Annotated in this window: 18 protein-coding genes; all 18 read left to right on the top strand. The window is 61.2% G+C overall.

Annotated features, from left to right (window positions below; all coding sequences use genetic code 11):
* Positions 1–26: 26 nt before the first annotated feature.
* Positions 27–2,090, top strand: a complete 2,064-nt coding sequence (locus tag AD944_RS06380; protein ID WP_045542794.1) for a peptidoglycan D,D-transpeptidase FtsI family protein — start codon at positions 27–29, stop codon at positions 2,088–2,090.
* Positions 2,087–3,634 (top strand): UDP-N-acetylmuramoyl-L-alanyl-D-glutamate--2,6-diaminopimelate ligase, encoded by a 1,548-nt coding sequence (locus AD944_RS06375; protein ID WP_145912864.1) that lies wholly within the window; start codon positions 2,087–2,089, stop codon positions 3,632–3,634. The genes AD944_RS06380 and AD944_RS06375 overlap by 4 nt, the downstream gene beginning before the upstream one ends.
* Positions 3,631–5,022 (top strand): UDP-N-acetylmuramoyl-tripeptide--D-alanyl-D-alanine ligase, encoded by a 1,392-nt coding sequence (locus tag AD944_RS06370; protein ID WP_045542793.1) that lies wholly within the window; start codon positions 3,631–3,633, stop codon positions 5,020–5,022. Before AD944_RS06375 ends, AD944_RS06370 begins: the two co-directional genes overlap by 4 nt.
* 1 nt (position 5,023) lies before the next feature.
* Positions 5,024–6,118, top strand: coding sequence for a phospho-N-acetylmuramoyl-pentapeptide-transferase (gene mraY, locus AD944_RS06365; RefSeq protein WP_006558217.1), 1,095 nt, complete (start codon positions 5,024–5,026; stop codon positions 6,116–6,118).
* Positions 6,115–7,542, top strand: coding sequence for a UDP-N-acetylmuramoyl-L-alanine--D-glutamate ligase (gene murD / locus AD944_RS06360; protein ID WP_045542792.1), 1,428 nt, complete (start codon positions 6,115–6,117; stop codon positions 7,540–7,542). The genes mraY and murD overlap by 4 nt, the downstream gene beginning before the upstream one ends.
* The gene (locus AD944_RS06355; protein WP_045542791.1) at positions 7,542–8,708 is read left to right on the top strand and encodes an FtsW/RodA/SpoVE family cell cycle protein; all 1,167 of its coding nucleotides are present in this window, start codon (positions 7,542–7,544) and stop codon (positions 8,706–8,708) included. The genes murD and AD944_RS06355 overlap by 1 nt, the downstream gene beginning before the upstream one ends.
* On the top strand, positions 8,705–9,874 hold the full coding sequence (gene murG / locus AD944_RS06350; RefSeq protein WP_045542802.1) for an undecaprenyldiphospho-muramoylpentapeptide beta-N-acetylglucosaminyltransferase: 1,170 nt from the start codon (positions 8,705–8,707) through the stop codon (positions 9,872–9,874). Before AD944_RS06355 ends, murG begins: the two co-directional genes overlap by 4 nt.
* Positions 9,871–11,304 (top strand): UDP-N-acetylmuramate--L-alanine ligase, encoded by a 1,434-nt coding sequence (gene murC, locus AD944_RS06345; protein WP_006558221.1) that lies wholly within the window; start codon positions 9,871–9,873, stop codon positions 11,302–11,304. The genes murG and murC overlap by 4 nt, the downstream gene beginning before the upstream one ends.
* Positions 11,301–12,239 carry a UDP-N-acetylmuramate dehydrogenase gene (gene murB / locus AD944_RS06340; protein ID WP_045542790.1) on the top strand — a complete coding sequence of 313 codons (939 nt, stop codon included), beginning with the start codon at positions 11,301–11,303 and terminating at the stop codon, positions 12,237–12,239. The genes murC and murB overlap by 4 nt, the downstream gene beginning before the upstream one ends.
* On the top strand, positions 12,236–13,174 hold the full coding sequence (locus AD944_RS06335) for a D-alanine--D-alanine ligase (protein ID WP_045542789.1): 939 nt from the start codon (positions 12,236–12,238) through the stop codon (positions 13,172–13,174). The genes murB and AD944_RS06335 overlap by 4 nt, the downstream gene beginning before the upstream one ends.
* Positions 13,174–14,112, top strand: a complete 939-nt coding sequence (locus AD944_RS06330; RefSeq protein WP_045542788.1) for a cell division protein FtsQ/DivIB — start codon at positions 13,174–13,176, stop codon at positions 14,110–14,112. Before AD944_RS06335 ends, AD944_RS06330 begins: the two co-directional genes overlap by 1 nt.
* The gene (gene ftsA / locus AD944_RS06325) at positions 14,109–15,539 is read left to right on the top strand and encodes a cell division protein FtsA (protein ID WP_045542787.1); all 1,431 of its coding nucleotides are present in this window, start codon (positions 14,109–14,111) and stop codon (positions 15,537–15,539) included. Before AD944_RS06330 ends, ftsA begins: the two co-directional genes overlap by 4 nt.
* 84 nt (positions 15,540–15,623) lie before the next feature.
* The gene (ftsZ, locus tag AD944_RS06320; RefSeq protein ID WP_035380419.1) at positions 15,624–17,144 is read left to right on the top strand and encodes a cell division protein FtsZ; all 1,521 of its coding nucleotides are present in this window, start codon (positions 15,624–15,626) and stop codon (positions 17,142–17,144) included.
* A gap of 325 nt (positions 17,145–17,469) precedes the next feature.
* Positions 17,470–18,450 carry a UDP-3-O-acyl-N-acetylglucosamine deacetylase gene (gene lpxC, locus AD944_RS06315; protein ID WP_045542786.1) on the top strand — a complete coding sequence of 327 codons (981 nt, stop codon included), beginning with the start codon at positions 17,470–17,472 and terminating at the stop codon, positions 18,448–18,450.
* Between the two features lie 92 nt (positions 18,451–18,542).
* Positions 18,543–19,550 (top strand): outer membrane protein assembly factor BamD, encoded by a 1,008-nt coding sequence (locus tag AD944_RS06310; protein WP_045542785.1) that lies wholly within the window; start codon positions 18,543–18,545, stop codon positions 19,548–19,550.
* 171 nt (positions 19,551–19,721) lie between these two features.
* Positions 19,722–21,443, top strand: coding sequence for a DNA repair protein RecN (gene recN, locus AD944_RS06305; protein ID WP_045542801.1), 1,722 nt, complete (start codon positions 19,722–19,724; stop codon positions 21,441–21,443).
* A complete protein-coding gene (ligA, locus tag AD944_RS06300; protein WP_045542784.1) occupies positions 21,436–23,523 on the top strand; it encodes an NAD-dependent DNA ligase LigA in 2,088 nt (695 codons plus the stop codon). Before recN ends, ligA begins: the two co-directional genes overlap by 8 nt.
* 210 nt (positions 23,524–23,733) lie before the next feature.
* Positions 23,734–25,630: pyruvate, phosphate dikinase (ppdK, locus tag AD944_RS06295; protein ID WP_061474800.1), on the top strand; the 1,897-nt coding region annotated here is incomplete at its 3' end.

Here is a 25,630-nt window from a genome sequence, read left to right as displayed (position 1 = left end):
TTGTCTGAAAGTGTCTATCCCCCGCAATGGCCCTACCGCCGCACGAACCTGAAAACACCTCCCCTGTGGGGCGCACTGTGCGCGTCACGGGTGATGACCTTCGTGCGCGGACCCATCGGGATCAGATGCATGTCAGACTTCTGGGGGTAGCAGGCGGCTTTTGCGTGCTGTTTGCGGTTGTGGCCGTCAAGCTGACCATCGCCACCGTACTGCACCCCATGGCACCTGAAAAACGCCAGATTGCGCCTCAGGTTCCTGAAATTCCAAAGATCGACCCCAAAGCCAGTCTTGCGGGAGATTTCTCTCTGCCGCAGGTGCATCGCGCCTCCATTGTGGACCGCAATGGCCAGACGCTGGCTCTTTCCCTGCCGGTGGCACAGGTATACGCCAACCCGCAGGAACTGATTGACCCGCAGGATGTGGCGCAAAAGCTGAAATCCGTTCTGAAAGATCTGGATGAAGCCGAGACTGTGCGCAGGCTCTCCCTGCCCAAACAGTTTGTTTATATCGCCCGCAACATCTCGCCCCAGCAGGAACTGGCCATCAACAGTCTGGGTATTCCCGGCATCTATTTTGAGCCGGGTGAACGCCGCCATTATCCGCTTGGCCACATGGCGGCCCAGATCATGGGCACGGTGGATATTGATGATCACGGCGTGGCTGGCGTGGAGCGCTATTTTGACAAGCGCCTGATGTCTGACCATCGCCCACTGCGGCTTTCACTGGACGTACGCGTGCAGTCCGTAGTGCGGGATGAACTGGCCAACGCCATGACCACATTCCAGGCCATTGGGGCGTGCGCCATTGTGATGGATGTGCACACTGGTGAAATTGTCGCCATGGTCAGCCTGCCTGATTATGACGCGAACGAATTCAACCACGCCACTAACGATGCCCGCTTCAACCGGGCCGTGACCGGGCTGTATGAGCCTGGCTCCACCTTCAAGCTGCAAACGGCGGCCATGGGGCTGGAAACTGGCACCATTCATATCTGGGACCGCTTTTCTTCCGTGCCGATCCATGTGGGCCGCTTCAAGATTTCCGACATGAAGAGCGATCATTTCAGTGAGTGGCTGACGCTGCCTGAAGTGATGGCTTATTCCTCCAACCCGGCTGCGGCCCACATCGCACTGGATGTTGGCGGCAAGAAACAGGCGGAATGGATGCACAACATGGGCTTTTTTGCGCCCGTGCCAGTGGAACTGCCAGAAGCCGCCCGCCCGCTGGTGCCGCACCAGTGGAGTATTTCCACCACCATGACCGTCGGCTTCGGGCACGGTATGGCAGAACCGCCACTGGCCATTGTGCGCGGCACCGCTGCAACCGTGAATGGTGGCATTCTGCTGAAACCCACCCTGCTTGAACGGGAAGATGCCGCCGCCGCCATGGCTGGCAATGCCCCAGACAATCCGCTGGCTCAGGGTGTGCAGACCGCAGCCCTTGAGCAGGCCGTTGCCCAGCCCAAGCCCGCTGCGGCGGCAGAAACGCCCACCGCCCAAACCGATACTGGAGAAGAGCCTCTTCCGGCACCGGAAGGCACGCGCGTGATCTCGGAGAAGAATTCCTCTCTGTTGCGTCGCCTGCTGCGGCTGGATGTCACCAGCGGCACCGGACGCACGGCGGAATCTCCCGGCTATTTTGTGGGTGGTAAAACCGGCACGGCAGAAAAGATCGGCCCGCATGGTGGCTATCTGAAGCACGTCAACATCTCGGCCTTTACGGGCATTTTCCCCATGAATACGCCGCGCTACGCCGTATACGTCATGCTGGATAGCCCCAAGCCCACACCCCAGACACACGGATGGACAACGGCTGGCTGGAACGCAGCACCTACTGTTTCCAAAATTATCTCCCGCATTGGCCCGATGCTTCAGATCTTCCCGGATACGGCGCATGCAGCGGAAATTGACGCCGCCATGGCGCTGCCCATGCACCCACCCGTGCCGCGTGGCGTAAGGCCTCTGGGGCCGGGCAATGATCCCGGTGATCCGCGCAAGGCGGAGGCTGCCCGCAAGGCAGAAAAAGCGGCTGAAAAACAGAAGCTGGCCGAACTGAAGAAACAACACGGAAGCGAGGTTATGGACGAATGAGCCTTTCCCTGTCCTCATTACGCCATATCGCTGGTCTGACTGCCTCGGAACTGCACGCCACAGGACTGTCTGACGGCCACCCGTCTGATACCCTGAGCGGGAACGTAAGCGTAACGGCCATTACGGCAGACAGCCGTGCTGTAACGCCCGGCACGCTGTTTGCCGCCGTGCCCGGTGTAAAAGCCGATGGACGTGCCTTTATTGCCAGCGCCGTTGAAAAAGGGGCGGTTGCCGTGCTGGCCCCCACTGGCACCACATGGCCCGAAAACGTGCCAGAACGCCCGCTTGTATTGACCCCAAACCCACGCCACGCTCTGGCGGTGATGGCTACCGCGCTGGCTGGCCCGCAACCAGAAAACCTTGTGGCCATTACAGGCACCAACGGCAAAACCAGCACTGCGGACTTCCTGCGCCAGCTATGGGCACTGCAAGGACTGAAGGCCGCCGGGTTAGGCACGCTTGGCCTGACGGGGGTGGATCTGCCGCCCATCACCATGCCGGCTCTCACCACACCAGACCCGGTGGCACTCGCCAACGGTTTGGCTGCACTGGCACGGGCGGGTGTGCAGCATGTGGCGCTGGAAGCATCCTCCCACGGGTTGGAACAGAACCGGCTGGATGGCCTGCACCTCTCCGCCGCAGGCTTTACCAACCTGACGCGTGACCATCTGGATTATCACGGCACGGTAGAAGCTTACCGTGAGGCCAAACTGAAACTGTTTGCTGACCTGCTGCCCAGTGGCCGGATTGCCGCCGCCAATGCAGACATGGACAGCGTGACGCTTGATGCCCTGCGTGCCATTGCCCGCACCCGTAACCTCATCCTGCGCACGGTGGGAGAGGCCGGAGAGACAATACGCCTGATCACGCACACCCCCCTCCCCTCCGGTCAGGAACTGGTGCTGGATGTGGGCGGGCAGAAACACACGATCTCGCTCGCTTTGCCGGGCCGGTTTCAGGTGGATAACGCCCTGCTGGCCGCAGCCCTTGCCGCGCCGGATGATGCCGCACTGATGCAGATGGTGGACCTTTTGCCGCAGTTGCAAGGTGTGCGCGGACGGATGGAGCGCGCGGTTGTGCTGCCTAACGGCGCCAGCGCTTATGTTGATTACGCCCACACGCCCGATGCACTGGCTCGCCTTCTGGCCTCGCTACGTCCGCACGCCCTTGGGCGTCTGATTGTGGTGTTTGGTGCAGGCGGAGACCGTGACAAGGGCAAACGCCCCCTGATGGCGCAGGAAGCTGCACGCGGTGCGGATATTGCCATTATTACGGATGACAACCCGCGCACGGAAGATGCCGCCGCCATTCGTGCCGATGTTAAAGCTGGTGCGCCGGATGCTCTGGAAATTGGGGACCGCCGTGCCGCCATTGCCGAGGCGCTGGCCATGCTCGGCCCGCAGGATGTGCTGGTAGTTGCCGGTAAAGGGCATGAACAGGGCCAGATTATTGGCACGGAAGTTCATCCGTTTGATGATGCGGATGTTCTGCGCACGCTGGCCGGGCAAAGACTGGCGAACGCCGCCCCGGCGGCACAGGCATGAGTGTGCTCTGGACGCGGAAGGAACTGGAAGCCGCAACAGGTGGCCAGTTTACAGGAACCCCGCAGAACGATGCGGGTATTACCGGTATCTCCATTGATACACGCACGCTGGCACCAGGAGACCTGTTTATTGCCCTGAAAGGCGATAACAGTGATGGCCACGCCCATATCGCCATGGCGCTTGAAAAAGGGGCCGCCGCCGTGATGGTGCATGACACCACGGGCCTTGCAGACCCACGCCTGCTGGTTGTGGCGGATACGCAGGAAGCGTTGCAGGCTTTGGGCCATGCCGCCCGCGCCCGATTTGGGGGCAAGGTGGTGGCCGTTACCGGCAGCGTGGGCAAAACCACCACCAAGGACATGCTGCGCGTGGCCTTGAGTGCACTTGGCCCGACCCATGCCGCCGTGGCCTCCTACAACAACCATTGGGGTGTGCCGCTTACCCTCGCCCGTCTGCCGCGTGATGCTGCCTATTGCATCAGCGAGATCGGGATGAATCATCCCGGTGAGATTTTGCCTCTGGCCCGCATGGTGCGCCCGGATGTAGCGGTGATCACCACCATCGGGTCTGCGCATCTGGGCCATATGGGCAGTCTGGACGCCATTGCGCAGGAAAAAGCGGAGATCATCACCGCCCTGCCTGCCGGTGGCACCGCCATTGTGCCGGATGATGCCCACGGACAGACCATATTCCACGCTGCCGCGCAAAAGGCCCATGCCACCCTGTGGCTCAGCGGCCTGAAGCCGGACAGCTTTGCGCATCTGGATACTCTGAACGCGGTAGAAGGTGGTTCCAGCTTTACGGCTCATCTGGGTCAGTCAAGCGTGCCGGTGCGGCTGGAAGCACCCGGTACGCATCTGGCCCGCAATGCGCTGACAGCCCTTGCCGTATGCGCAGCCTTCGGGGCCGATGTTGCCCGTGCGGCAGCAGCGCTTGCCAGCTTCCGTCCCGGCAAGGGCCGTGGTGCGCTGGCCACCATCGCCGGGGGCGATATCACCCTGCTGGATGAGAGCTATAACGCCTCTGCCGCGTCCATCCGCGCCACGCTGGATGTGCTGCGCCTTCTTCCTGCCTCCCGCCATATTGCCGTTCTGGGCGATATCCGTGAACTGGGAGAGTTTTCCACCGCGGAACATGCGGCACTGGCCCAGCCAGCCGCTGCTTCTGCTGATCTTGTTTTTTGCTGCGGACCTCACATGAAATCCCTTTTTGATGCCCTGCCTGACGCTAAACAGGGCGCATGGGCGGACAACGCCGCCACTCTGGCTCCTCTGGTCTGCGCCGCGCTGCGCAAGGGAGACGCCGTTCTGGTGAAAGGGAGTTTAGGCAGCCGCATGCGGGACGTGATTGCAGCGCTGACCACCCTGAGCGCGGTGGAGCCTGCCTGAGATGCTGTATCTTCTTGCCTCCAATTCCATCCATGACGGGCATCTGCCCCTTTTCAATCTGCTGCGCTACATCACGTTCCGCGCGGGCTGCGCCTGCCTGACGGCGCTGGTGATCAGCCTGCTGATGGGCAAACCGCTGATTGCCATGCTGCGGCGCATCCAGCGTGGCGGGCAGCCCATCCGCGCCCTTGGGCCGGAGCGGCACCTGCTGGAAAAAACCGGCACCCCCACCATGGGCGGTGTGCTGATCCTGTTCTCCCTCACGCTGTCTGTACTGGTGTGGGGAGATTTGCAGAACGGGTTTGTGTGGGCTGTGCTGCTGACCACGCTGGCGTTTGGCGCGGTAGGCTTTGCGGATGATTACCTCAAGCTCTCCCGCCGCAATACAGACGGCGTTTCCAAACGCACACGGCTGGGGTGTGAATTTGCAACCTCCCTGTTGTGTGGCTGGTGGCTGCAATCCCTGATGCCAGCAGATCTTGCCAACATGGTGGCCTTTCCGTTTGTAAAAGACCTGCTGCTGCCCTTGGGGTTCGCCTTCCCCATCTTCGCCATGATCACCATTACCGGTTTTGGCAACGCCGTGAACTTCACGGATGGGCTGGACGGGCTGGCCATTGTGCCAGTGGTGATTGCCGCCATGGTGTTTGGTATTCTCTCCTACGTGGTGGGCAACCATGTATTTGCGGATTACCTGCAGGTGCATGCCGTGCCGGGCACGGGAGAACTGGCGGTTTTCTGCGCCGCTCTGGTCGGGGCCGGGCTGGGCTTTCTGTGGTTCAACGCCCCGCCTGCCTCCGTGTTCATGGGGGATACAGGCTCGCTCTCTCTGGGCGGCGCGCTAGGCGCTCTGGCTGTGGCCATCAAGCATGAACTGGTTCTGTGCATTGTGGGGGGCCTGTTTGTGGTGGAAACGCTCTCCGTCGTCATTCAGGTGTTCTGGTACAAACGCACTGGGCGGCGGGTGTTTCTGATGGCCCCCATCCACCACCATTTTGAGAAAAAAGGCTGGGCGGAACCGAAGATCGTGATCCGGTTCTGGATTATTTCCGTCATTCTGGGGATGTGCGGTCTCGCCACATTGAAACTGCGATGAACTCTTTTCCTTCCACGCTCTTCACGGGTCATCATTACGCCGTTCTGGGTTTAGGCCGGAACGGCGTGCCTGCTGTACTGGCTCTGGCCAAGGGCGGTGCCCGTGTGCAGGCGTGGGATGATGGAGAAACCGCCCGCACGGCGCTGGCCCACCAATGCGCCGATCTGCCTGCGGATGTTGCCGCCCGCATAACCTGCGCGCCGATTGAAACACTTACGGGGTTTGACGGGCTTGTGCTCTCCCCCGGTATTCCGCACGTCCTGCCAAAGCCGCACCCGGTCGCCCTGCTGGCCAAGGAAGCAGGCGTGCCTATCCTTTCCGATGCAGAACTGCTGTATCAGGCCGTGCGACGTGCTGGCAGCAAGGCGCGGTTTGCAGGCATTACCGGCACCAACGGCAAATCTACCACCACAACATTGCTGGCCCACATTCTGGCTGAAGCCGGTGTGCCCGTAGCGGCGGGCGGCAACCTTGGCCCCGCAGCCCTTGCATTGCCGCTGCTGCCCGATAACGGCGTGTATGTGCTGGAAATGTCCTCCTACATGCTGGAACGGCTGGACACCCTGCGTTTTGATGCCGCCTGCCTGCTGAATCTGACCCCCGATCATCTGGACCGCCACGCTGGCATGGAAGGCTATGCACACGTCAAAACGCGCGTGTTTGCAGGCCAGACAGAAGCCGATCTGGCCGTGATTGGCGTGGAAGACCAATGGTGCCGCGATATCGCTGCCCACCTGAAAGCTGGTCCGGCCCGCTGCATCACCATTTCCGGCGCGCCTGTCACCCCGCCCAGCGATGTGTACGGGCAGGCCAACGCCATATGGCACAATGCCCGGAAAGTGGCGGACATTGGCCCCGCGCTGCCCGGCAACCACAATGCGGAAAACGCGGCTGCCGCCTATGCCATGGCGTCCTTCCTTGGCATCACGGACAACCAGATTGCCACGGGCCTGCGTACCTTCCCCGGCCTGCCCCACCGCCAGAAAGTTGTGGCCGAGCAGGATGGCGTTGTGTTTGTCGATGACAGCAAGGCCACCAATGCGGATGCGTCCTCCCGCGCGCTGGGCTGTTACGATAAACTGGTGTGGATTGCAGGCGGCATGGCCAAGGAAGGCGGCATCGCCTCTCTCGTGCCCTATTTTCCCCGTATGGCGCATACGTTCCTGATTGGACGCGATGCGGAAGAACTGGCCGCCACGCTAGAGGCCCATAATGCGCCTTATACGATGGTTGGCACGCTGGAAGCCGCTGTTCCGGCAGCCTACGCCGTGGCACGGCAGACCCAGACCCCGGTGGTGCTGCTCTCCCCCGCCTGCGCCAGTTTTGACCAGTTCTCGGGCTTTGAAGCCCGAGGCCTGCGTTTTCAGGAACTGGCGCGCACGGTCAGCGCCGAGACAACACCGCAGACAGGAAAGAACGGCTGATGCCTGGTTATTCCCGCAGTGATGATTCCGTTCTGGGCCGCTGGTGGCGCAATGTTGACCGCACCACGCTGATCTGTGCGTTCATTCTCATCGGGTTTGGCTACATCCTCATGATGGCCGCAAGCCCGGCGGTTGCCGTGCGCATTGGCGCATCACGCAACATGTTCATCTTCAAACAGATGATGTTCCTTGCCATTGCCGGGGTGATTGTAACCGGGGTTTCCACTCTCTCGCGCAAGGCGGTTCTACGGCTCTCCCTTTTGGGGGGCGCGCTGATGCTGGGGGCCACGGCCCTGACACTGGTGCACGGCATTGAGATCAAGGGCGCTCGCCGCTGGATCGCGCTGCCGCTGATGTCTCTCCAGCCCTCCGAATTCCTCAAGCCCTGCTTCGCAGTGGTCACGGGCTGGCTGCTGACACAGCGGCGGCTGTCCAAATATTTTCCGGGCATGCTGATCGCGTTTGCGCTGTTTGGCGTCATTCTCATGCTGCTGAAATCCCAGCCGGATATCGGCATGCTCACGGTTATTACCACCGTGTTCATGACCCAGCTTTTTGTGGATGGGCTGAGCCTTGTGCTGGTGGGCGTGGGCGTGGCCTGCATGATTGGTGCGGGCATTTCCGCTTTCTTCCTGTTCCCACACGTGCGCTCCCGCGTGGAGCGGTTCATGCACCCCGGCGTGGGGGATCACTACCAGATTGACACCGCCCTGCGCGCGTTTGGCAATGGTGGCCTGACCGGCCGTGGCCCCGGTGAAGGCCGCGTAAAAGACCTTCTGCCCGATGCCCATGCAGACTTCGTGTTTGCTGTGGCAGGCGAGGAATACGGCATGATTGTCTGCATGCTCATTATCCTTGTGTTCGGGGTGATTGTGGTGCGTACCCTGCTGCGGCTGATCCGTGAGGATGACCCGTTTGTGGTCATCTCCGTTACGGGTCTGGTCACGGGTTTTGGGCTTCAGGCCTTTGTGAACATGGCTTCAACCTTGCATCTTATCCCCACCAAGGGCATGACGCTGCCTTTCATCTCCTATGGTGGCTCCTCCGCCATGTCCATCGCTCTGGCGGTTGGCATGGTGCTGGCGCTTACGCGGCACCAGCCCGGCAGCCGCACTCAAATCGGAAACGGCTTCATGACCACTCTCAGACAATGGCGGCCCGCATGAGCACACGCACTATCGTCATTGCCGCCGGAGGGACCGGTGGGCACTTCTTTCCGGCTGAGGCATTGGCCGATGCGCTGGCCGAACGCGGCCACCATCTGGTGTTGATGACGGACGAACGCGCCGGAAAGCGGACCGAGGGCGTGTTTGCCACCTGCCCGCAATATGTGCTGCGGGGCGCAGGGGTGGCTGGCCGTGGCCCCATCCGGGCGCTGAAGGCCGGCACAACCCTGCTGGCCAGTGCGTGGCAGGCGCGTTCCATCCTGCGCACGATCCAGCCGGATGCCGTTGTGGGGTTTGGCGGCTATCCATCCGTGCCGCCGCTGCTGGGCGCGCGCCTGCTGGGCCGTAAGCATCCGGCGCTGATCATTCATGAAGGCAATGCCGTTCTGGGCAAGGCCAATGCCGTGCTTTCCCGCTTTGCGGATGTGATCGCCACGTCCTACCCCTCCGTCGCCAAGCTGCCCATGGGGGCCCACACCGCCTTTACCGGCATGCCGGTGCGGCCCGCCATTGCCGCGCTGGCAGGCGAAGGTTTTGTGCCACCGGGCGAGACACTGAACCTGCTGGTATGGGGTGGTTCTCTGGGCGCCACGGTGTTCGCGCAGGTTGTGCCCGCAGCCCTTGGCAAACTGCCCGCAGCCCTTGGCAAACTGCCCGATGCCATTCGTGCCCGCCTGCGTGTAACCCAACAGGCCCGCAAGGCGGATCTGGATGAAGTGCGCAAGGCCTATGCTGATCTGGGTATTCAGGCGCGAGTTGAGCCCTTCCTGAACGATGTGCCTGCCCTGTTGCAGAGCGCGCATCTGGTGATTGGCCGTGCCGGTGGGTCTTCCGTTGCGGAACTGACCACCGCTGGCCGCCCTTCCATTCTGGTACCGCTGCCCATTGCCGCCAGTGATGAGCAGACAGAAAACGCCCGCGCCATCACCACCGCTGGCGCCGGATGGATGATCCGCCAGCCGGATTTCACCCCCGCCGCCCTGGCCTCCCGGCTGGGCGATTTGTTCACGGCTCCGGAAGAGCTGGCGCGGGCTGCGGCCGCCGCAGCCTCTCTCGCCCGACCGGACGCCGCCACCCGTCTGGCCGATGTTGTAGAAGAATGCTTGCACCTTTCCCCCTCGCCCGCCTATCCGACACCACCCAGCCAGACGGAGTTCAGCGCATGAGAGCCCTGCCCCTTTCCATTGGAACCATCCATTTTGTCGGTATTGGCGGCATTGGCATGTCCGGCATTGCGGAAGTGCTCTCCATGCTCGGCTATTCCGTGCAGGGATCGGACATTGCGGAAAACGGCAATGTCAAACGCCTGCGCGCGGCGGGTATTCCCATCGCCATCGGGCATGACGCCGCCAATCTGGGTGATGCGCAGGTGGTTGTGATCTCCACCGCCGTAAGCCGGGACAACCCGGAAGTGGTGGCCGCCCGCAGCCGCCTTATTCCCGTTGTGCGGCGTGCGGAAATGCTGGCCGAACTGATGCGCCTGCGCTGGTCCGTGGCCATTGGCGGCACACATGGCAAAACCACCACCACCAGCCTTGTGGCAGCCGTGCTGGAAGCCGCACAGCTTGACCCCACCGTAATCAATGGCGGGATTATTGAGGCCTACGGCACCAACACCCGCATGGGCAAAGGGGACTGGATGGTGGCCGAAGCGGATGAGAGCGATGGCTCCTTCCTGCGTCTGCCCTCCGTTATTTCCGTTGTGACCAACATGGACCCGGAACATCTGGACCACTGGGGTTCTGCCGAGGCCATGGAAGCGGCGTATGACCAGTTTGTCTCCAACGTGCCGTTCTATGGGTTTGCTGTTCTGTGCATTGATCACCCGGCCGTGCAGCAGATGATCCCGCGCCTGTCCGACCATCGGATAGTCACCTACGGGTTCTCCCCACAGGCTGATGTGCGCGCTGAAAAACTGATTACCGATAAAATGGGCGCAACGTTTGAAGTCACCCTGACGGACCGCGTCACCCGCCGCACCCGCAAGGCTGGCCCCTTCCGCCTGCCCATGCTGGGTTCTCACAACGTGCAGAACGCGTTGGCCGCCATTGCCGTGGCAACGGAAATGGATATCAGCGATGACGTTATCCGCTCCGGTCTGGCCTCCTTCCGGGGGGTCAAGCGCCGCTTTACCCGCACGGGTGAAGCCGGTGGCATTACCGTGATTGATGATTACGGCCACCACCCTGTTGAAATTGCCGCCGTGCTCAAAGCCGCGCGGCAGGCCGGGGCCAACCGCGTGATTGCCGTCATGCAGCCGCACCGTTACTCCCGCCTGCAAATGCTGTTCTCTGATTTCTGCACCTGCATGAATGATGCGGACACCGTGATTGTGGCCGATATCTACGCTGCCGGGGAAAACCCGATTGAAGGCGTTGACCGTGACGTGCTGATTGAAGGGCTGCGTGAACGCGGCCATCGCTCCGTAGTACCGCTCTCCAGCCCGGACCATCTGGCGGAAATGGTAAACGCCATCGCCAAACCTGGTGATTATGTTGTGTGCCTTGGTGCAGGCACCATCACCAACTGGGCGCAGGCGCTGCCCGCACAGCTTGCCGCGCTACAGGCTACGGCCAAAGGCGGACGCGCGGCATGAGTGCCGTCACCATGACAGATCTGGTGCAACAGGCGTTTGATGGCGCACGCGGGCGGGTCACGCCTCAGGCTCCATTGGGGCCGCGCACATGGTTCCGTGTGGGTGGCGCGGCGGAATGGCTGTTTCAACCTGCGGACACGCAGGATCTGGCTGCCGTCATGCAGAAACTCTCGCCAGAACTGCCCGTCACGGCGCTGGGGGCATGCTCCAACGTGATCATCCGGGATGGCGGGCTGGATGGCATTGTGGTGCGTCTGGCACGCGGCTTTGCCGATGTTGTGGTGGAAGACGATGGTCTGGTGGTGGGGGCCGCGTGCCTGGACGCCACCGTAGCAGAACACGCCGCACAGGCAGGGCTGGCAGGGCTGGAATTTCTGGCCGGTATCCCCGGCTCCATTGGTGGTGCTGTGCGCATGAACGCGGGCGCTTATGGTTCGGACATTGCCACGGTGCTGGACTGGGCTGAAATTGTCACGCGGGATGGCAGCATTGTTACTCTGGAAGCCGGCGCGCTGAATTTTGGCTACCGCCGCTCAGGCCTGCCGGAGGGAGCGTTTGTTACGCGCGCGCGCCTGCGAGGCACCCCTGCCAACCCTGCTGATGTTTCTGCCCGCATTGCGGATGTCCGGGCCGCGCGTGAGCAGTCACAGCCTGTACGGGCCAGAACGGGTGGTTCCACCTTCCGCAACCCGGACCCGGATGTATCCCCCCGCAAGGCGTGGGAACTGATTGACGCTGCCGGATGCCGTGGCCTGACTTTGGGCGGCGCACAGGTGAGCGAAAAACATTGCAACTTCCTGATCAATACCGGCTCCGCCACCGCAGCGGATCTTGAGGCGCTGGGGGAAGAAGTGCGCAAGCGTGTGGCCCAGAACGCGGGTGTCACGCTGCATTGGGAAATCAAACGCATTGGCAAGGCAGGAACCCCGGCATGAGCAACCCTAAACGTGTGACAGTTCTGATGGGGGGTATCTCCTCCGAACGTGAGGTCAGTCTGGCATCGGGCAAGGGAATTACCGCCGCCCTGCGCACTTTGGGCCATACCGTAACGGAACTGGATGCCGGGGCGGATCTGGCTGCGCTTGTTAATGATCTGACCGCCCAGAAGCCGGATGTTGTGTTCAACGCCCTGCATGGTCGGCTGGGGGAAGACGGGTGTATTCAGGGCGTGCTGGAATGGATGGGCCTGCCCTACACCCATTCCGGCGTGCGTGCCTCCGCCACCGCCATGGACAAGGCCGCCGCCCGCGCCGTGTTTCTCTCCGCCGGGCTGCCCGTGGCGGAAGGCAAGGTGATTGCCATTGAAGAACTGGAAGCCGCAGACCCGCTGCCCGCCCCGTATGTGGTCAAACCCGTAAGCGAAGGGTCTTCCGTCGGGGTGTCGATTGTGCGCAAGGGCTCCAACATTCGGGAAAGCATTGTGCAAAGCTGGCGTTATGGCCCGCACGCCCTGGTAGAAGAGTTCATTCCTGGCCGTGAAATCACCGTTGGCGTTCTGGGAGATCGCGCCCTGACAGTCACGGATATCACCCCTACCCCCGGCAAGGGGCATGATTTCTATGATTATGACGCCAAATACAAAGCGGGCGGTTCTTCCCATACGCTGCCAGCACAAATAGACCCGGCGGTAGCGGAACAGGCGTGTGCCATTGCCGTGTCCGCGCATCAGGCGCTGGGGTGTTCAGGCGCGTCCCGCTCTGATTTCCGGCTGGATGACACCGGCACCGGCCCGGCGCGGGTTGTGCTGCTGGAAGTGAACACCCAACCCGGCATGACGGAAACATCCCTGCTGCCAGAACAGGCGGCTTATTGTGGCATCAGTTACCCGGAACTGTGCGGCTGGCTGGTTGAAGAGGCACTTCGCCGCTGATGAGAACCCCGCCTTCCCCTTCTGATCGTCCGTCACGCCTTGGCCTGTTCGCCCGGCGGCAAAAGCGGCTGCTGCGGCCTTTGGCCGGGCTTCTTGTGCTGGGCGCACTTGGGGGGGCGGGATATCTGTACCTGCAACTGCCGGGCACGCGGGAACAGCTTGCCCCCCTGCGCGACAAACTGCTGAACAAGGCGCCGCTGCGCGTCACCAGTATCAAGATTGATGGCGCGCAACTGACCAGTGAAGACACCATCCGCAAGGCGCTGGGCGTTTCCGTGGGCGAACCGGTGCTGAACTTCAGTGTAACGGACGCGCGGGACAGGCTGAACGCCCTGCCTTTTATTGATCATGTTGTGGTGGAACGGCATCTGTCTGGCGAGATTGACGTCCATATTACGGAGCGCCCGCCGTTTGCCGTATGGCAGCACAAAGGGCATTTTGAACTGATAGACCGCCAAGGCAACAAGGTGCCGGATCAGGGCATGACCGGCAAGGATGCAGAAGCCTTCACCAAACTGCCGCTGGTCGTGGGTGACGGTGCGAATGAACCCGCCGCCGCCCTGATTGATGCACTGGCACAGGAGCCGGACGTACGCTCCCGCATGGTTGCGGCCGTGCGCGTGAGCAACCGCCGCTGGAACCTGACGCTGAAAGACGGCGCAACCGTGCTGCTGCCTGAAGGGGAAGAGGTTCCGGCCATTCACCGTCTGGCCAAGCTGCATGCCACCACGCACCTGCTTGATCGCCCGGTGGTGCTGATTGACATGCGCCTGCCAGACCGGCTGACCATTCGGGAAAAACCGCCAGAAGCGGCCCCACAATCAGATTCCTCCGGCAAGGCCGGGCCGGACACCACCCCCGGTCATGCCGCACAACAGAACTCCGCCCAGGGTGGCTCCTCTCACGCCTCAGCCCCCCCGCCGGGAAACCCCACATGAACGACCGCTCACGCTCTTCTTCTCCCAATTTTTCCCTCGGTGGCCGCCCGCGCAAGAAAGGGACACCTGCCTCCTCGTCTTCCAGCCTGCGGATGAGCGGGGATGAAACCATCCTGCCGCTGCCCCCTTCCGAGGCCAACAAACGCCCGCGCACCTGGCGCAGCGGATATTCCGCCGTGCTGGATATCGGGTCCACCAAGATCACGTGCCTGATCGGGCGCGGGGAGATCAATGGCGGCCTGCGGGTGGTTGGCTGCGGCTGGCGACGGTCTGATGGCATCCGCAACGGGGCCATTACGGATCTGCACAAAGCGGAAACCGCCATCCGCGCGACGGTTGGGCAGGCCGAAATGATGGCCGAACGCACCATAGACCGCGTGGTGGTCAACCTCTCCTGCGGGCACCCGGCCAGCCGGTTGTTCAATGTGCGTTGGCCCGTGGGCGGACGTGTGGTGACAGAAGCGGACATCCGCCGCGTGGTAACGGAAGGCCGCGTGCAGGCCACGGTGGAAGGGCGGGATGTTGTGCACACCCTGCCCATTGATTTCACGGTGGATGATACAGAGAACGTGGCAGACCCACGCGGGCATCTGTGTGAAACCCTCAAGGCCCGTCTGCATATTATTGATGCTGTCTCCACCGCGCTGCTGAATCTGGAAACAGTGCTCAGCCGGGCGGAACTGAAGCTGGAGGCGCTCGTTTCTTCTCCCATGGCGTCCGGCCTGTCCGTGCTGGATGCCGACGAACGTGAACTTGGCACGACGGTTATTGAGATGGGTGGTGGTACAACGTCTCTGGCCGTGTTTGGAGAAGGTCAGATTCTGCACACCGCACAGATTGGCGTAGGCGGCCTGCATGTCACACGCGATATTGCACGGGGGCTGAGCACGTCACTGGAGAATGCCGAACGCCTTAAAACGGTGTATGGCAGCGCGGATCTGGCCTCTGATGTTGAAGATGAACTGCTGACCGTTGAACTGCTGGGCAATGATGTGCCGCAGTTTGAACAAATTTCCCGTGCTCAGTTAGGCCGGATCATCCGTCCCCGGATGGAAGAAACGCTTGAACTGGTGCGGGAGAAACTGGATGGCGCAGGGTTGGGCAATGCCGCCAGTGGTCGCATTGTGTTGACCGGCGGGGCCTCACTTCTTGATGGCATGCGCCCCCTTGCAGAACGTATTCTGGGTTCACCCGCCGCCAAGGGCCGGCATGGACCCGCCTTTACCCGGTCTGTCCGGCTGGGACGGCCCAAGCATATTCTGGGCCTGCCCGAAAAAACCGCAGCGGCGGCAGGGTTCGCCACCGCAGCGGGCCTGCTGTCCTGGGCTGCCAGCGCCGAACGTCCGTTTGGCGATGTGGAGTTCAGGGAAGCCCCGCCATCTGGCTTTTTGCAAAAACTCGTCGCTTTTATTCGTGAGAGAGTTTGATATACTTAAAAGAATATTGACTCATCACGTCACACCGCCCTTCAAAAGATACCGTTTGCCGCTGCCGTTTCCCAGGAGAGACTCATGACACTGAATCTGACCGTTCCACCTCAAAATCACGCTGATTTCTCGCCGAGAATCACAGTCATCGGCGTTGGTGGCGGCGGCACGAACGCAGTGGACAACATGATTACGTCAAACCTTCAGGGCGTGGAATTTGTTGTCGCCAATACAGATGCCCAGAGCCTTGCCAAAAGCCGGGCTGACCGCCGCATCCAGCTTGGCCCACATCTGACCCACGGGCTGGGTGCTGGCGCAAAGCCAGATGTTGGCCGCGGGGCAGCGGAAGAAGCGGCGGATGAAATTGCACGGTATCTGGACGGCTCGCACATGGTGTTCATCACCACGGGCATGGGCGGTGGCACAGGCACCGGGGCGGCCCCCGTTATTGCGCGCATGGCGCGTGAGCGGAACATTCTGACGGTCGGTGTGGTCAGCAAGCCTTTTGACTATGAAGGCAAACGCCGCGCCCTGATCGCAGATGAAGGGATCAAGGAACTTCAGCAGTATGTTGATACGCTGATCGTGATCCCCAACCAGAACCTGTTCCGCGTTGCCAGTGAACGCACGACCCTGCGTGAAGCCTATAAAATGGCTGACCATGTTCTTTACATGGGCGTGCGTGGCGTGACCGATCTGATGATGGCCCCCGGCTACATCAACCTGGATTTTGCCGATATCCGCAGCGTCATGGCGGAAATGGGCAAGGCCATGATGGGCACCGGCGAGGCCGAAGGCGAAAACCGCGCCATTGAGGCCGCTGAAGCCGCCATTGCCAACCCGCTGCTTGAAGATTCCTCCATGTCTGGCGCACAGGGCCTGCTGGTGAACATCACCGGTGGCGAAGACATGACCCTGTTTGAAGTTGAAGAAGCCGCCAAGCGCATCGGGCGTGAAGTGGCCGAAGGCGCAAACATGATCTGGGGCTCCATTATTGATGACAACATGGATGGCAAGATCCGTGTGTCCGTTGTGGCGACCGGTATTGACATGAAGCCTCCTGCTCCGGAACGCCTGCATCTGGTGCCAGCTGATGCAGAAACACCGCAGGAAGCCCCTGCCGCAACTGGCGCTGGTCAGGCTCCGTCCACCAACACGGCTGCTCAGGCCGCGCCGGAAGCCAGCGCCCCCCAGCAGCCACGCGCCGCAGCACCGGCCCAACCGCAGTATCAGGCTCCTCAGGGTGGTACGTCCCGCGTGGCCCCGCCGCCTGCGCACAGCATTCCGGGCCAGATTCCGCCCGCAGCAGCACCGCAGCAGCCGCAGCCTGCAGCCCGGCCTATCCCGTCTCCGCGTTCTGGTCTGTTCACGGAAACACCGCGTTCGTCTTATCAGCCGGACCCCACGCCGCCTTCTTCCCGCAGCCTGTTCGGGCGCGTAACGGGCGCGTTCCGCCGGAGCACCGGCATGGATGAACCTCGGAACGAACCGGCAGCACCCGCACCCCGGCCCACCATCAGCCCGGCAGATCAGGGCCCAAGCGTGCGGCAGGCCGATACGGATGACACGGGGCTGGAAATCCCGACCTTCCTGCGCCGTCAGTAATTTTTTCCGTTCGTTTCTTTTTTCTGGCGCGCTGCTCCTTATAGGGCAGCGCGTTTTTTAGAGGCCGCTTGAACAGTCCGCAGCGTCAGACTGGTGACTATTTGTTGTAGCCGAAAAGGCGGTTTTTAAAGACCGATACGGACATATCGGAACAAAAAAACACCATTTTTCAGGCGCAACGAACATCCGCCGGCCCGATTGGGCAGACTTTTTAAACAGCCTCTCAATGTAATAGATGGCAATAATCATTGACTCGCCAGAACATCTCGCTGGCTTTAGCGTTAAGCTGCAAAGTTTTTCACTCTAGCAGGAAAACGTCAGAGCCATGGACAGTCTCCTGATGGAACCGATTACTCTTTCCTCCACTCCGGAAACGTATGCGGTTCCCACTCATAACCGGGCCAGAACGGTCAAGGCCGTGCAGCATACTTTGCATCACTCCATCTCCAGCGTAGGGACGGGGTTGCATACAGGCGCGCCGATCAACCTGACCCTGAGACCAGCCCCTGTTGGCCATGGCATTGTTTTCCAGCGGACCGATCTGAACGCCGCGCCCCTGCCTGCCCGATTCGATTACGTGGTGGACACGCGCCTGAGCACCGTTGTGGGGGAAGCGGGCAACCCCGCAAACCGCATTGCCACCATTGAACATCTGATGGCGGCCTTCCATGGCTGCGGCATTGATAATGCCCTTGTTCTGGTGGACGGCCCGGAAATTCCCGTTTTTGATGGCTCGGCCGCTGACTTTGTTTTTCTGCTGGATTGCGCTGGCCGTGTGCCCCAGGACGCCGTACGGCAGAGCATTGAAGTGCTGCGCCCTATCCGGGTAGAGCAGAACGGAGCCTTTGTTGAACTCCGCCCCTCCACAACCCAAACGTTGCATCTGTCTCTTCAGATTGACTTTGCCGCCGCTGCCATTGGCAAGCAGGATTATGCGCTGGAACTGACACCAGCCACCTTCCGCCATCAACTGGCCCGCAGCCGCACCTTTACCCTGCGGCAGGAAATAGAAGCCCTGCACAAGGCCGGTCTGGCCCGTGGTGGTTCGCTTGAAAACGCCATTGTTGTTGATGGAGACCAGATTCTCAATCCCTCCGGCCTGCGGTGCCCGGATGAATTCATCCGCCACAAGGTGATGGACGCGGTAGGAGATCTGTATCTGGCGGGTGCCCCCATCAAGGGCGCATTCACTGGCCATCGGTCCGGCCATAGCCTGAACAACAAGGTTCTGCGCTCCCTGTTTGCTGATCCGTCAGCATGGCGCTTTACCCCGCCTTCCGCCGTTTCTGCGCGGGTGGCTGCGTAAGAACATTAGAGAGAAAGCGCACGGACCATCTTTCCTTCCCTTTCCTTGCTCGCTATGCGTGCTATAAGACAGCTTCAAATTGAAGAGCCGGGATGTCTGTGAGCGTTATCAACCCTCTTTCCGTTCGCTGCCGCATACGCCATCTGGTGTCGGCCAGTCTGCTGTTGGGCTTGTCCGGTTGCGGGCTGTTCGGGCACGAGAAAGCGCCCCCAGTTCCCAAACTGGCTTCGGCTGAAACGCTGTATAATAACGGTATTGATGCCTTGCGCACCCGCCGTTACACGCTGGCCGCAGCCGAGTTTGAGGTGCTCCAGCAGAACTATCCCTATTCAGGTTATGTTGCCAACGCGCAGCTTATGGAAGGCTATTCCTATTACCTGAAGGGTAAGTATCCGGAAGCCGTGCAGCAGTTGAACCGCTTCATTGGCCTGCACCCCACCAGCGCGGCCGCCGCCTACGCCTATTACCTGCGCGCTCTGTGCTTCTATGAACAGATTGCCGATGTGCAGCGTGACCAGCAGGGCACCGTGGAATCCATGGATGCGCTGGAGGAAGTGATTACCCGCTTCCCGCAGTCCAAATACGCACGAGATGCCCAGCTCAAGATCGACCTGTGCCGTGACCATCTGGCCGGTAAGGAAATGCTGGTAGGCCGCTATTACCAGCAGGAACGCAACTATGAAGCCGCCATCAACCGCTACCAGCGCGTTGTGGAAGACTTCCAGACCACCAACCACGTGCCCGAAGCGCTGGAACGTATGGTGGAAGTCTATCTTGATCTGGGGCTGACAGATCAGGCCCGTAAATCCGGTATTGTGCTAGGCTACAACTACCCCGGCAGCAAATGGTACCGCTTTGCTTACAGCAACCTCAAGCGTTACAAACTGCTGAGCGACAACTTCCCCGTTCCGGGCAAGCTGATTACCGCCCCCAAGGCCCCCGCCGCCACAACCACACCGCCTACGGCAGCCGGTGCGGCCCCTGCGCCTTCGGCCCTTGGCCAGCAGCCGGGTGCGGCACAGCCCATAGATATTCAGAAAGCGCCGGTTGCACCGGTCAAGGCCGAGCCCGCACCACCAGATCAGGCCCGCGTGCTCTGAGCCTGAACGTGCTCACGCCAACATTTTCCACAAAAGGGGCAGGCTGCGGTCTGCCCCTTTTTGTTTCTGTTCTCTTTCCGTTCGCCTATTTTTTTTATAGAACGCTTCAAGGCGGTTAACACACCACCGCTTCAGAGATTGTCTTCGTCAGATTTTCAGACCGGACCCATCATGCTGACAAACCTTTCCATCAGGGATGTGGTGCTTATCGAGGCGCTGGACCTTTCCCTGCACGCAGGCTTCACAGCGCTTACCGGGGAAACCGGTGCCGGGAAATCCATCCTGCTTGACAGTCTGGGGCTGGCGCTGGGGGAACGGGCCAGTGCTGGCTTGGTGCGCGCGGGAGCCGATGAGGCCCGTGTGACCGCCAGTTTTGACGTGCCACTTGATCACCCAGCCTATGCGCTGCTGAACGAACAGGGGATTCCGGCCGAAGCCGGGGAGCCCCTGATGCTCCGCCGCATTATTTCAAAGGAAGGCCGATCCCGCGCATGGGTGAATGATCAGGCCGTGGGCATCACGCTCATGCGTCGCGTGGCTGTCACCCTGGTGGAAATTCAGGGCCAGCACGAGCAGATGGGGCTTGCCGATTCCAGCACCCATCGCGGATTGCTGGACGCCTATGGCGTGGGGTCTTCCCTGCTCACGGATGTAACACGCGCTTACGTGACATGGCAGAAACTGATTACCGAACTGGAAACCGCACGCAGAAATCTTCAGGAAGCCGCGCGGGAAGAAGAATGGCTGCGCCATACGGTGGACGAACTGTCCACCCTTGCCCCACAAGCAGGAGAAGAAGACGCGCTAGCCCAGCAGCGCCATGCCCTTCAACAGGCGGAACGGCGCGGTGAGGCCATAGCGGCAGCCCAAGCAGAACTGAACCCGCGAGACCGGCGCAATGCTGGCCCGGCGGCGGCCTTACGGGGTGCCAGCCGCGCTCTGCAACGCCTGCTTCCGCCTCCTTCTGCCGAAAAAACGATCCATGACCCGCTGGAGGCCCGCACCAGCGAGGCTCTGGCTGCCCTTGAAGGCGCAGAAAACGCACTGGCGGAAGCAGAAACCCTGCTCTCTCGTCTGGCTGATGAATCGGAAGCCAACCCCCGCCTGCTGGAAGAAGCGGAGGAGCGCCTGTTCGCCCTGCGTGCCGCCGCACGCAAACATGACGTGACAGTCGAAGATCTGCCCGGCCTGCGCGAACGGCTGACCCTGCGGCTGGCGGCACTTGAAACCGGCGTCACGCATCTGGATGCGCTGCAACAGGCCATGCAGGAAGCCCGCACGGTGTATGAAACATCCGCCAGACGCCTTTCTGCTGCGCGGGAAAAAGCCGCCCGCAAGCTGGAACAGGCCGTGACCCGTGAACTCAAACCCATCAAACTGGAAAAGGCCCGCTTTCTGGTGGATATCCAGCCCCTGCCCCCTGAAAACTGGAGTGCGCAGGGCATGGAGCAGATTACCTTCCTGATTGCGGCCAACCCCGGCCAGCCGCCCGGCCCACTGGCCAAGGTGGCCTCCGGCGGTGAGCTTTCCCGCCTGATGCTGGCGCTCAAACTGGTGTTGGCGGAGCAATCCGCCATTGGCACCATTGTGTTTGATGAAATTGACGCCGGTGTGGGCGGTGCCACCGCCGCCGCCATTGGGGAACGCCTGCACCGGCTGGCAAGCCGGTCCGTGCAGGTGCTGGCCGTGACACACAGCCCGCAGGTGGCGGCCAGTGCGGATGCCCATCTGCGCATTGGCAAGATTGTACGCAATGGCAATACCGCCACCCACGCTGCACCGCTTGGCATGGACGAACGGCAGGAAGAAATTGCCCGTATGCTGGCCGGAGACGTGATTACCGATGCCGCCCGCGCCGCCGCCGCCAGCCTGCTTGGACAGAAGAATGACTGAACACCTCGCCCCGACTGAACTGGACGCCGCACAGGCCAAAGCCGAACTCACCCGCCTTGCAGACCTGATAGGCCGTTACAATACCGCCTATCATACGCATGATGCGCCCGAAGTGAGCGACGCTGAATATGACGCCCTGCGCAAACGCTACGATGCCATTGTGGCGCTTCACCCGGAGTCTGAACCGGCAGAGAGTGCCGCCCAGACCGTAGGGGCCGCGCCGGACAATGCTTTTGGCAAGCACCGGCATCTGGTGCCCATGCTCTCTCTGGACAACGTGTTTGATCAGACAGAATTTGAATCCTTCATCAGCCGCGCGACCCGCTTTCTGGGGCTGAGCGAGGCGGATGCCCAGAAGCTGGCCTTTGTGGCCGAACCCAAGATTGACGGGCTTTCCATCAGCCTGACCTATGAAAACGGGCGCTTTGTACGGGGCACAACCCGAGGCGATGGCACGGAAGGCGAGGATGTGACCGCCAACCTGCTCACGCTGAAGGATCTGCCCCAGCAGCTTGAGGGGCACGCGCCGGAACTGATTGAAATTCGTGGGGAAGTCTTCCTCTCCAAAGAGCATTTTCTGGCGCTGAACGCAGCGCAGGAAGCCATTGGCCGCAAACCCTTCGCCAACCCACGCAACGCAGCCGCGGGTTCCTTGCGGCAGCTTGACCCTCGCGTTACCGCCCGCCGCCCTCTTTCTCTGTTCGCCTACGCCATGGGCTTCAGTTCAGAAAAGCAGGCCCGCAGCCATTGGGCGTATCTGGAGCAGTTGCGGGCATGGGGATTTCCGGTCAATCCGCTCTCCCGCAGGCTGGAAGCGGCCAGTGGTGCCGAAGCTTTTTTTGAAGAGATTGGCCGTGCCCGCGCCGCGCTGAGCTACGATATTGATGGCGTTGTTTACAAGATAGACAATCTGACATTGCAGGAACGTCTGGGCTTTGCGGGGCGCGCGCCCCGCTGGGCGGTGGCGTGGAAGTTCCCGGCAGAGCAGGCCATTACCACCCTGCGGGCCATTGAAATTCAGGTAGGCCGCACCGGCGCCCTAACCCCTGTTGCACATCTGGACCCCGTCAATGTGGGGGGGGTGCTGGTCATGCGCGCCACGCTGCATAATGAAGACGAAATTGCCCGCAAGGATGTGCGCCCCGGCGATACGGTGCAGATTCAACGCGCAGGTGATGTCATTCCACAAATTCTGGCGGTGGTGCCACCGGGCCCGGATGCACCGCCCCGTGCGGAGCCATTCCACTTCCCTGACCATTGCCCTGCCTGTGGCGCGCTGGCCGTGCGGCCGGAAGGGGAAGCCGTGCGCCGCTGCACAGGGGGCCTGACCTGCCCTGCGCAGATTGTGGAGCGACTTATCCATTTTGTCTCCCGCAATGCCTTTGACATTGAAGGGCTGGGCGAGCGCAGTATCCGCGAGTTTTATGAGGAAGGGCTGATTCACACCCCTGCGGATATTTTCCGCCTGCACACCCATGCGGAAAGCATCATGAAGCGGGATGGCTGGGGCGAACAGTCTGTGCGTAATCTGATGCAGGCCATAGAAGCCCGCCGCACCATTGCGTTCTCCCGCTTTATCTTTGCGCTGGGAATCCGCCGCATTGGCGAGAGCAACGCCCGCCTGCTGGCGCGCCATTACGGCACGTATGAAAACTGGGTGGCACAGTTGCGCAAGGCCGCCATCATTGGTTCAGACGAACGGCTTGAACTGGGCTCCATCACCGGCATTGGCAGCGTGATCGCGGATGATCTGGTGGCCTTCATGAGCGAGGAGCACAACCTTGCAACATTGGAAGACCTGAGATCGTTCCTGAACATAACAGAGGAAGAACAAACCTCCGGCGGACCGCTGGCAGGCAAGACCGTGGTGTTTACCGGCACCCTGCACACCCTCACCCGGCAGGAGGCCCGCGCCATGGCGGAGCGGATGGGGGCAAAAGTGTCTGATTCCGTCTCCAAAAAAACGGACCTTGTCATTCTGGGAGAAAAAGCGGGCTCCAAAGCCAAAAAAGCGGCGGAACTCGGCATTGATACGCTGGACGAAGCCGGATGGAACGATTTTTGCGCAAGTCAGGGCTAAGACCGGCCTGAAGCGGGCCTTTGCCCAAAAAGAGTCATTGCCGCGGGAAACAAAACGCGTCATGCTCGTTGCTATCGATGGGGTGGATTAAGTCGTCCAAAATAAAAAAATAAAATCCGTTCGCAGATCGGCCCGTTGCTCCGGTAGTTCCCATCCCCTCGATCGGGGTAGAGCTGGCTCTGCGTTCGCACCAACGAAGTGAACGGCAAAATGACCAAGTGGATCTATAGTTTCGGCGCTGGCCATAATGAAGGCAACGCCGGAATGCGCAATCTCCTCGGCGGCAAAGGGGCCAATCTGGCTGAAATGGCCAACATCGGCCTGCCAGTTCCGCCCGGATTTACAATCACCACTGAAGTCTGCTCCGCCTTTTATGAAAATGGCCGCGCCTACCCGGCAGAGCTGGAATCCCAGATTGAGGATGCCATGGGCCGGGTTGAAAAGGCCATGGGGCTGCGCTTCGGTGATGCCAACGCACCGCTTCTTGTTTCCGTGCGCTCGGGTGCCCGTGTTTCCATGCCCGGCATGATGGACACGGTGCTGAACCTGGGCCTGAATGATGAAACGGTGGAAGGGCTTGTCCGCTCCTCCGGTGATGCCCGCTTTGCGTGGGACAGCTACCGCCGCTTCATCCAGATGTACGGCTCCGTTGTGCTGGGTGTCCCGCACCATCGGTTTGAAGACATTCTGGAACAGGCCAAGCGGGAACTGGGCAAGGAAGATGATACCGCCCTCAGCGCTGAAGACTGGCAGCTTGTGGTCAAGGACTACAAGAGCATTGTTCAGAACGAAACGGGCAAACCCTTCCCTGAAAACCCGAAGGATCAGCTCTGGGGCGCCATTGGTGCCGTGTTCGGTTCCTGGATGAACCCGCGCGCCAACACCTACCGCAAGCTGCATGATATTCCGGCAAGCTGGGGCACAGCTGTCAACGTTCAGTCCATGGTGTTCGGCAACATGGGTGATGACTGCGCCACCGGCGTCTGCTTCACGCGTGACCCCTCCACCGGCGAGAACATTTTCTACGGTGAATACCTGATCAACGCGCAGGGTGAAGACGTGGTGGCGGGTATCCGCACGCCGCAGCCCATGTCCGCCGAGCGCGCCACGCCTGATCAGAACCCCATGGAAAAGGCGCTGCCGCAGGCCTATCAGGAAATGCTGAAGGTGCGCGAACTACTGGAACGCCACTACAAGGACATGCAGGACATTGAGTTCACGGTGCAGAGCAACAAGCTGTACCTCCTGCAAACCCGTAACGGCAAACGCACCGCTGCAGCCGCACTGCGCATTGCCGTTGATATGGCACGCGAAGGTCTGATCACGCAGGAAGACGCCATTACACGGGTTCCGCCCTCCTCGCTTGATCAGCTTCTCCACCCGGTTCTTGACCCCAAAGCCGAGCGTACACAGCTTGCCCGCGGCCTTCCGGCCTCCCCCGGTGCAGCTACCGGCGTGATTGCATTCTCCGCTGAAGATGTGGAAGACCGTGCCGCCAAGGGTGAAGATGTCATTCTGGTGCGTATCGAAACCTCACCCGAAGACGTGCATGGCATGCACGCCGCCCGTGGTGTGCTGACAACCCGTGGTGGCATGACATCCCACGCTGCCGTGGTGGCCCGTGGTATGGGCCGTGTTTGCGTTGCAGGTGCTGGCAGCATTGCCGTGGACTACAAGGCACAGACGCTCAGCGTTGGCGGTCATACCCTGAAGGCTGGTGACTGGATCACGCTGGATGGCGGCACGGGTGCTGTCTATCTGGGCCGTGTTCCCACCATTCCGCCTTCTCTTTCTGGCGATTTCTCCACCCTGATGGGCTGGGCCGATTCCGTGCGTCGTCTGGGCATTCGTGCCAATGCCGAAACGCCGGAAGATGCTGAAACAGCCCGTCGCTTCGGCGCGGAAGGCATTGGCCTGTGCCGTACGGAGCACATGTTCTTCGGCCCGGATCGGATTGGCCACGTGCGCCAGATGATCATGACGGAAGAACCGGAAGCCCGTGCCCGTGCCATTGGGGCGCTGCTGCCCTTCCAGCGGGATGATTTCTCGGCCCTGTTCCGCATCATGGCGGGGCTGCCCGTCACCATCCGTCTGCTTGACCCGCCGC

This window comes from Acetobacter tropicalis (assembly GCF_001580915.1).
Taxonomy (GTDB): domain Bacteria; phylum Pseudomonadota; class Alphaproteobacteria; order Acetobacterales; family Acetobacteraceae; genus Acetobacter; species Acetobacter tropicalis.
This window is presented reverse-complemented; position numbering and strand designations above follow the sequence as displayed.

What these genes read in the sequence shown, in the direction of transcription:
- AD944_RS06380 (WP_045542794.1), top strand. Translation starts at nt 27, where the DNA reads ATGGCCCTACCGCCGCACGAACCTGAAAACACCTCCCCTGTGGGGCGC.
- AD944_RS06375 (WP_145912864.1), top strand. Translation starts at nt 2,087, where the DNA reads ATGAGCCTTTCCCTGTCCTCATTACGCCATATCGCTGGTCTGACTGCC.
- AD944_RS06370 (WP_045542793.1), top strand. Translation starts at nt 3,631, where the DNA reads ATGAGTGTGCTCTGGACGCGGAAGGAACTGGAAGCCGCAACAGGTGGC.
- mraY (WP_006558217.1), top strand. Translation starts at nt 5,024, where the DNA reads ATGCTGTATCTTCTTGCCTCCAATTCCATCCATGACGGGCATCTGCCC.
- murD (WP_045542792.1), top strand. Translation starts at nt 6,115, where the DNA reads ATGAACTCTTTTCCTTCCACGCTCTTCACGGGTCATCATTACGCCGTT.
- AD944_RS06355 (WP_045542791.1), top strand. Translation starts at nt 7,542, where the DNA reads ATGCCTGGTTATTCCCGCAGTGATGATTCCGTTCTGGGCCGCTGGTGG.
- murG (WP_045542802.1), top strand. Translation starts at nt 8,705, where the DNA reads ATGAGCACACGCACTATCGTCATTGCCGCCGGAGGGACCGGTGGGCAC.
- murC (WP_006558221.1), top strand. Translation starts at nt 9,871, where the DNA reads ATGAGAGCCCTGCCCCTTTCCATTGGAACCATCCATTTTGTCGGTATT.
- murB (WP_045542790.1), top strand. Translation starts at nt 11,301, where the DNA reads ATGAGTGCCGTCACCATGACAGATCTGGTGCAACAGGCGTTTGATGGC.
- AD944_RS06335 (WP_045542789.1), top strand. Translation starts at nt 12,236, where the DNA reads ATGAGCAACCCTAAACGTGTGACAGTTCTGATGGGGGGTATCTCCTCC.
- AD944_RS06330 (WP_045542788.1), top strand. Translation starts at nt 13,174, where the DNA reads ATGAGAACCCCGCCTTCCCCTTCTGATCGTCCGTCACGCCTTGGCCTG.
- ftsA (WP_045542787.1), top strand. Translation starts at nt 14,109, where the DNA reads ATGAACGACCGCTCACGCTCTTCTTCTCCCAATTTTTCCCTCGGTGGC.
- ftsZ (WP_035380419.1), top strand. Translation starts at nt 15,624, where the DNA reads ATGACACTGAATCTGACCGTTCCACCTCAAAATCACGCTGATTTCTCG.
- lpxC (WP_045542786.1), top strand. Translation starts at nt 17,470, where the DNA reads ATGGACAGTCTCCTGATGGAACCGATTACTCTTTCCTCCACTCCGGAA.
- AD944_RS06310 (WP_045542785.1), top strand. Translation starts at nt 18,543, where the DNA reads ATGTCTGTGAGCGTTATCAACCCTCTTTCCGTTCGCTGCCGCATACGC.
- recN (WP_045542801.1), top strand. Translation starts at nt 19,722, where the DNA reads ATGCTGACAAACCTTTCCATCAGGGATGTGGTGCTTATCGAGGCGCTG.
- ligA (WP_045542784.1), top strand. Translation starts at nt 21,436, where the DNA reads ATGACTGAACACCTCGCCCCGACTGAACTGGACGCCGCACAGGCCAAA.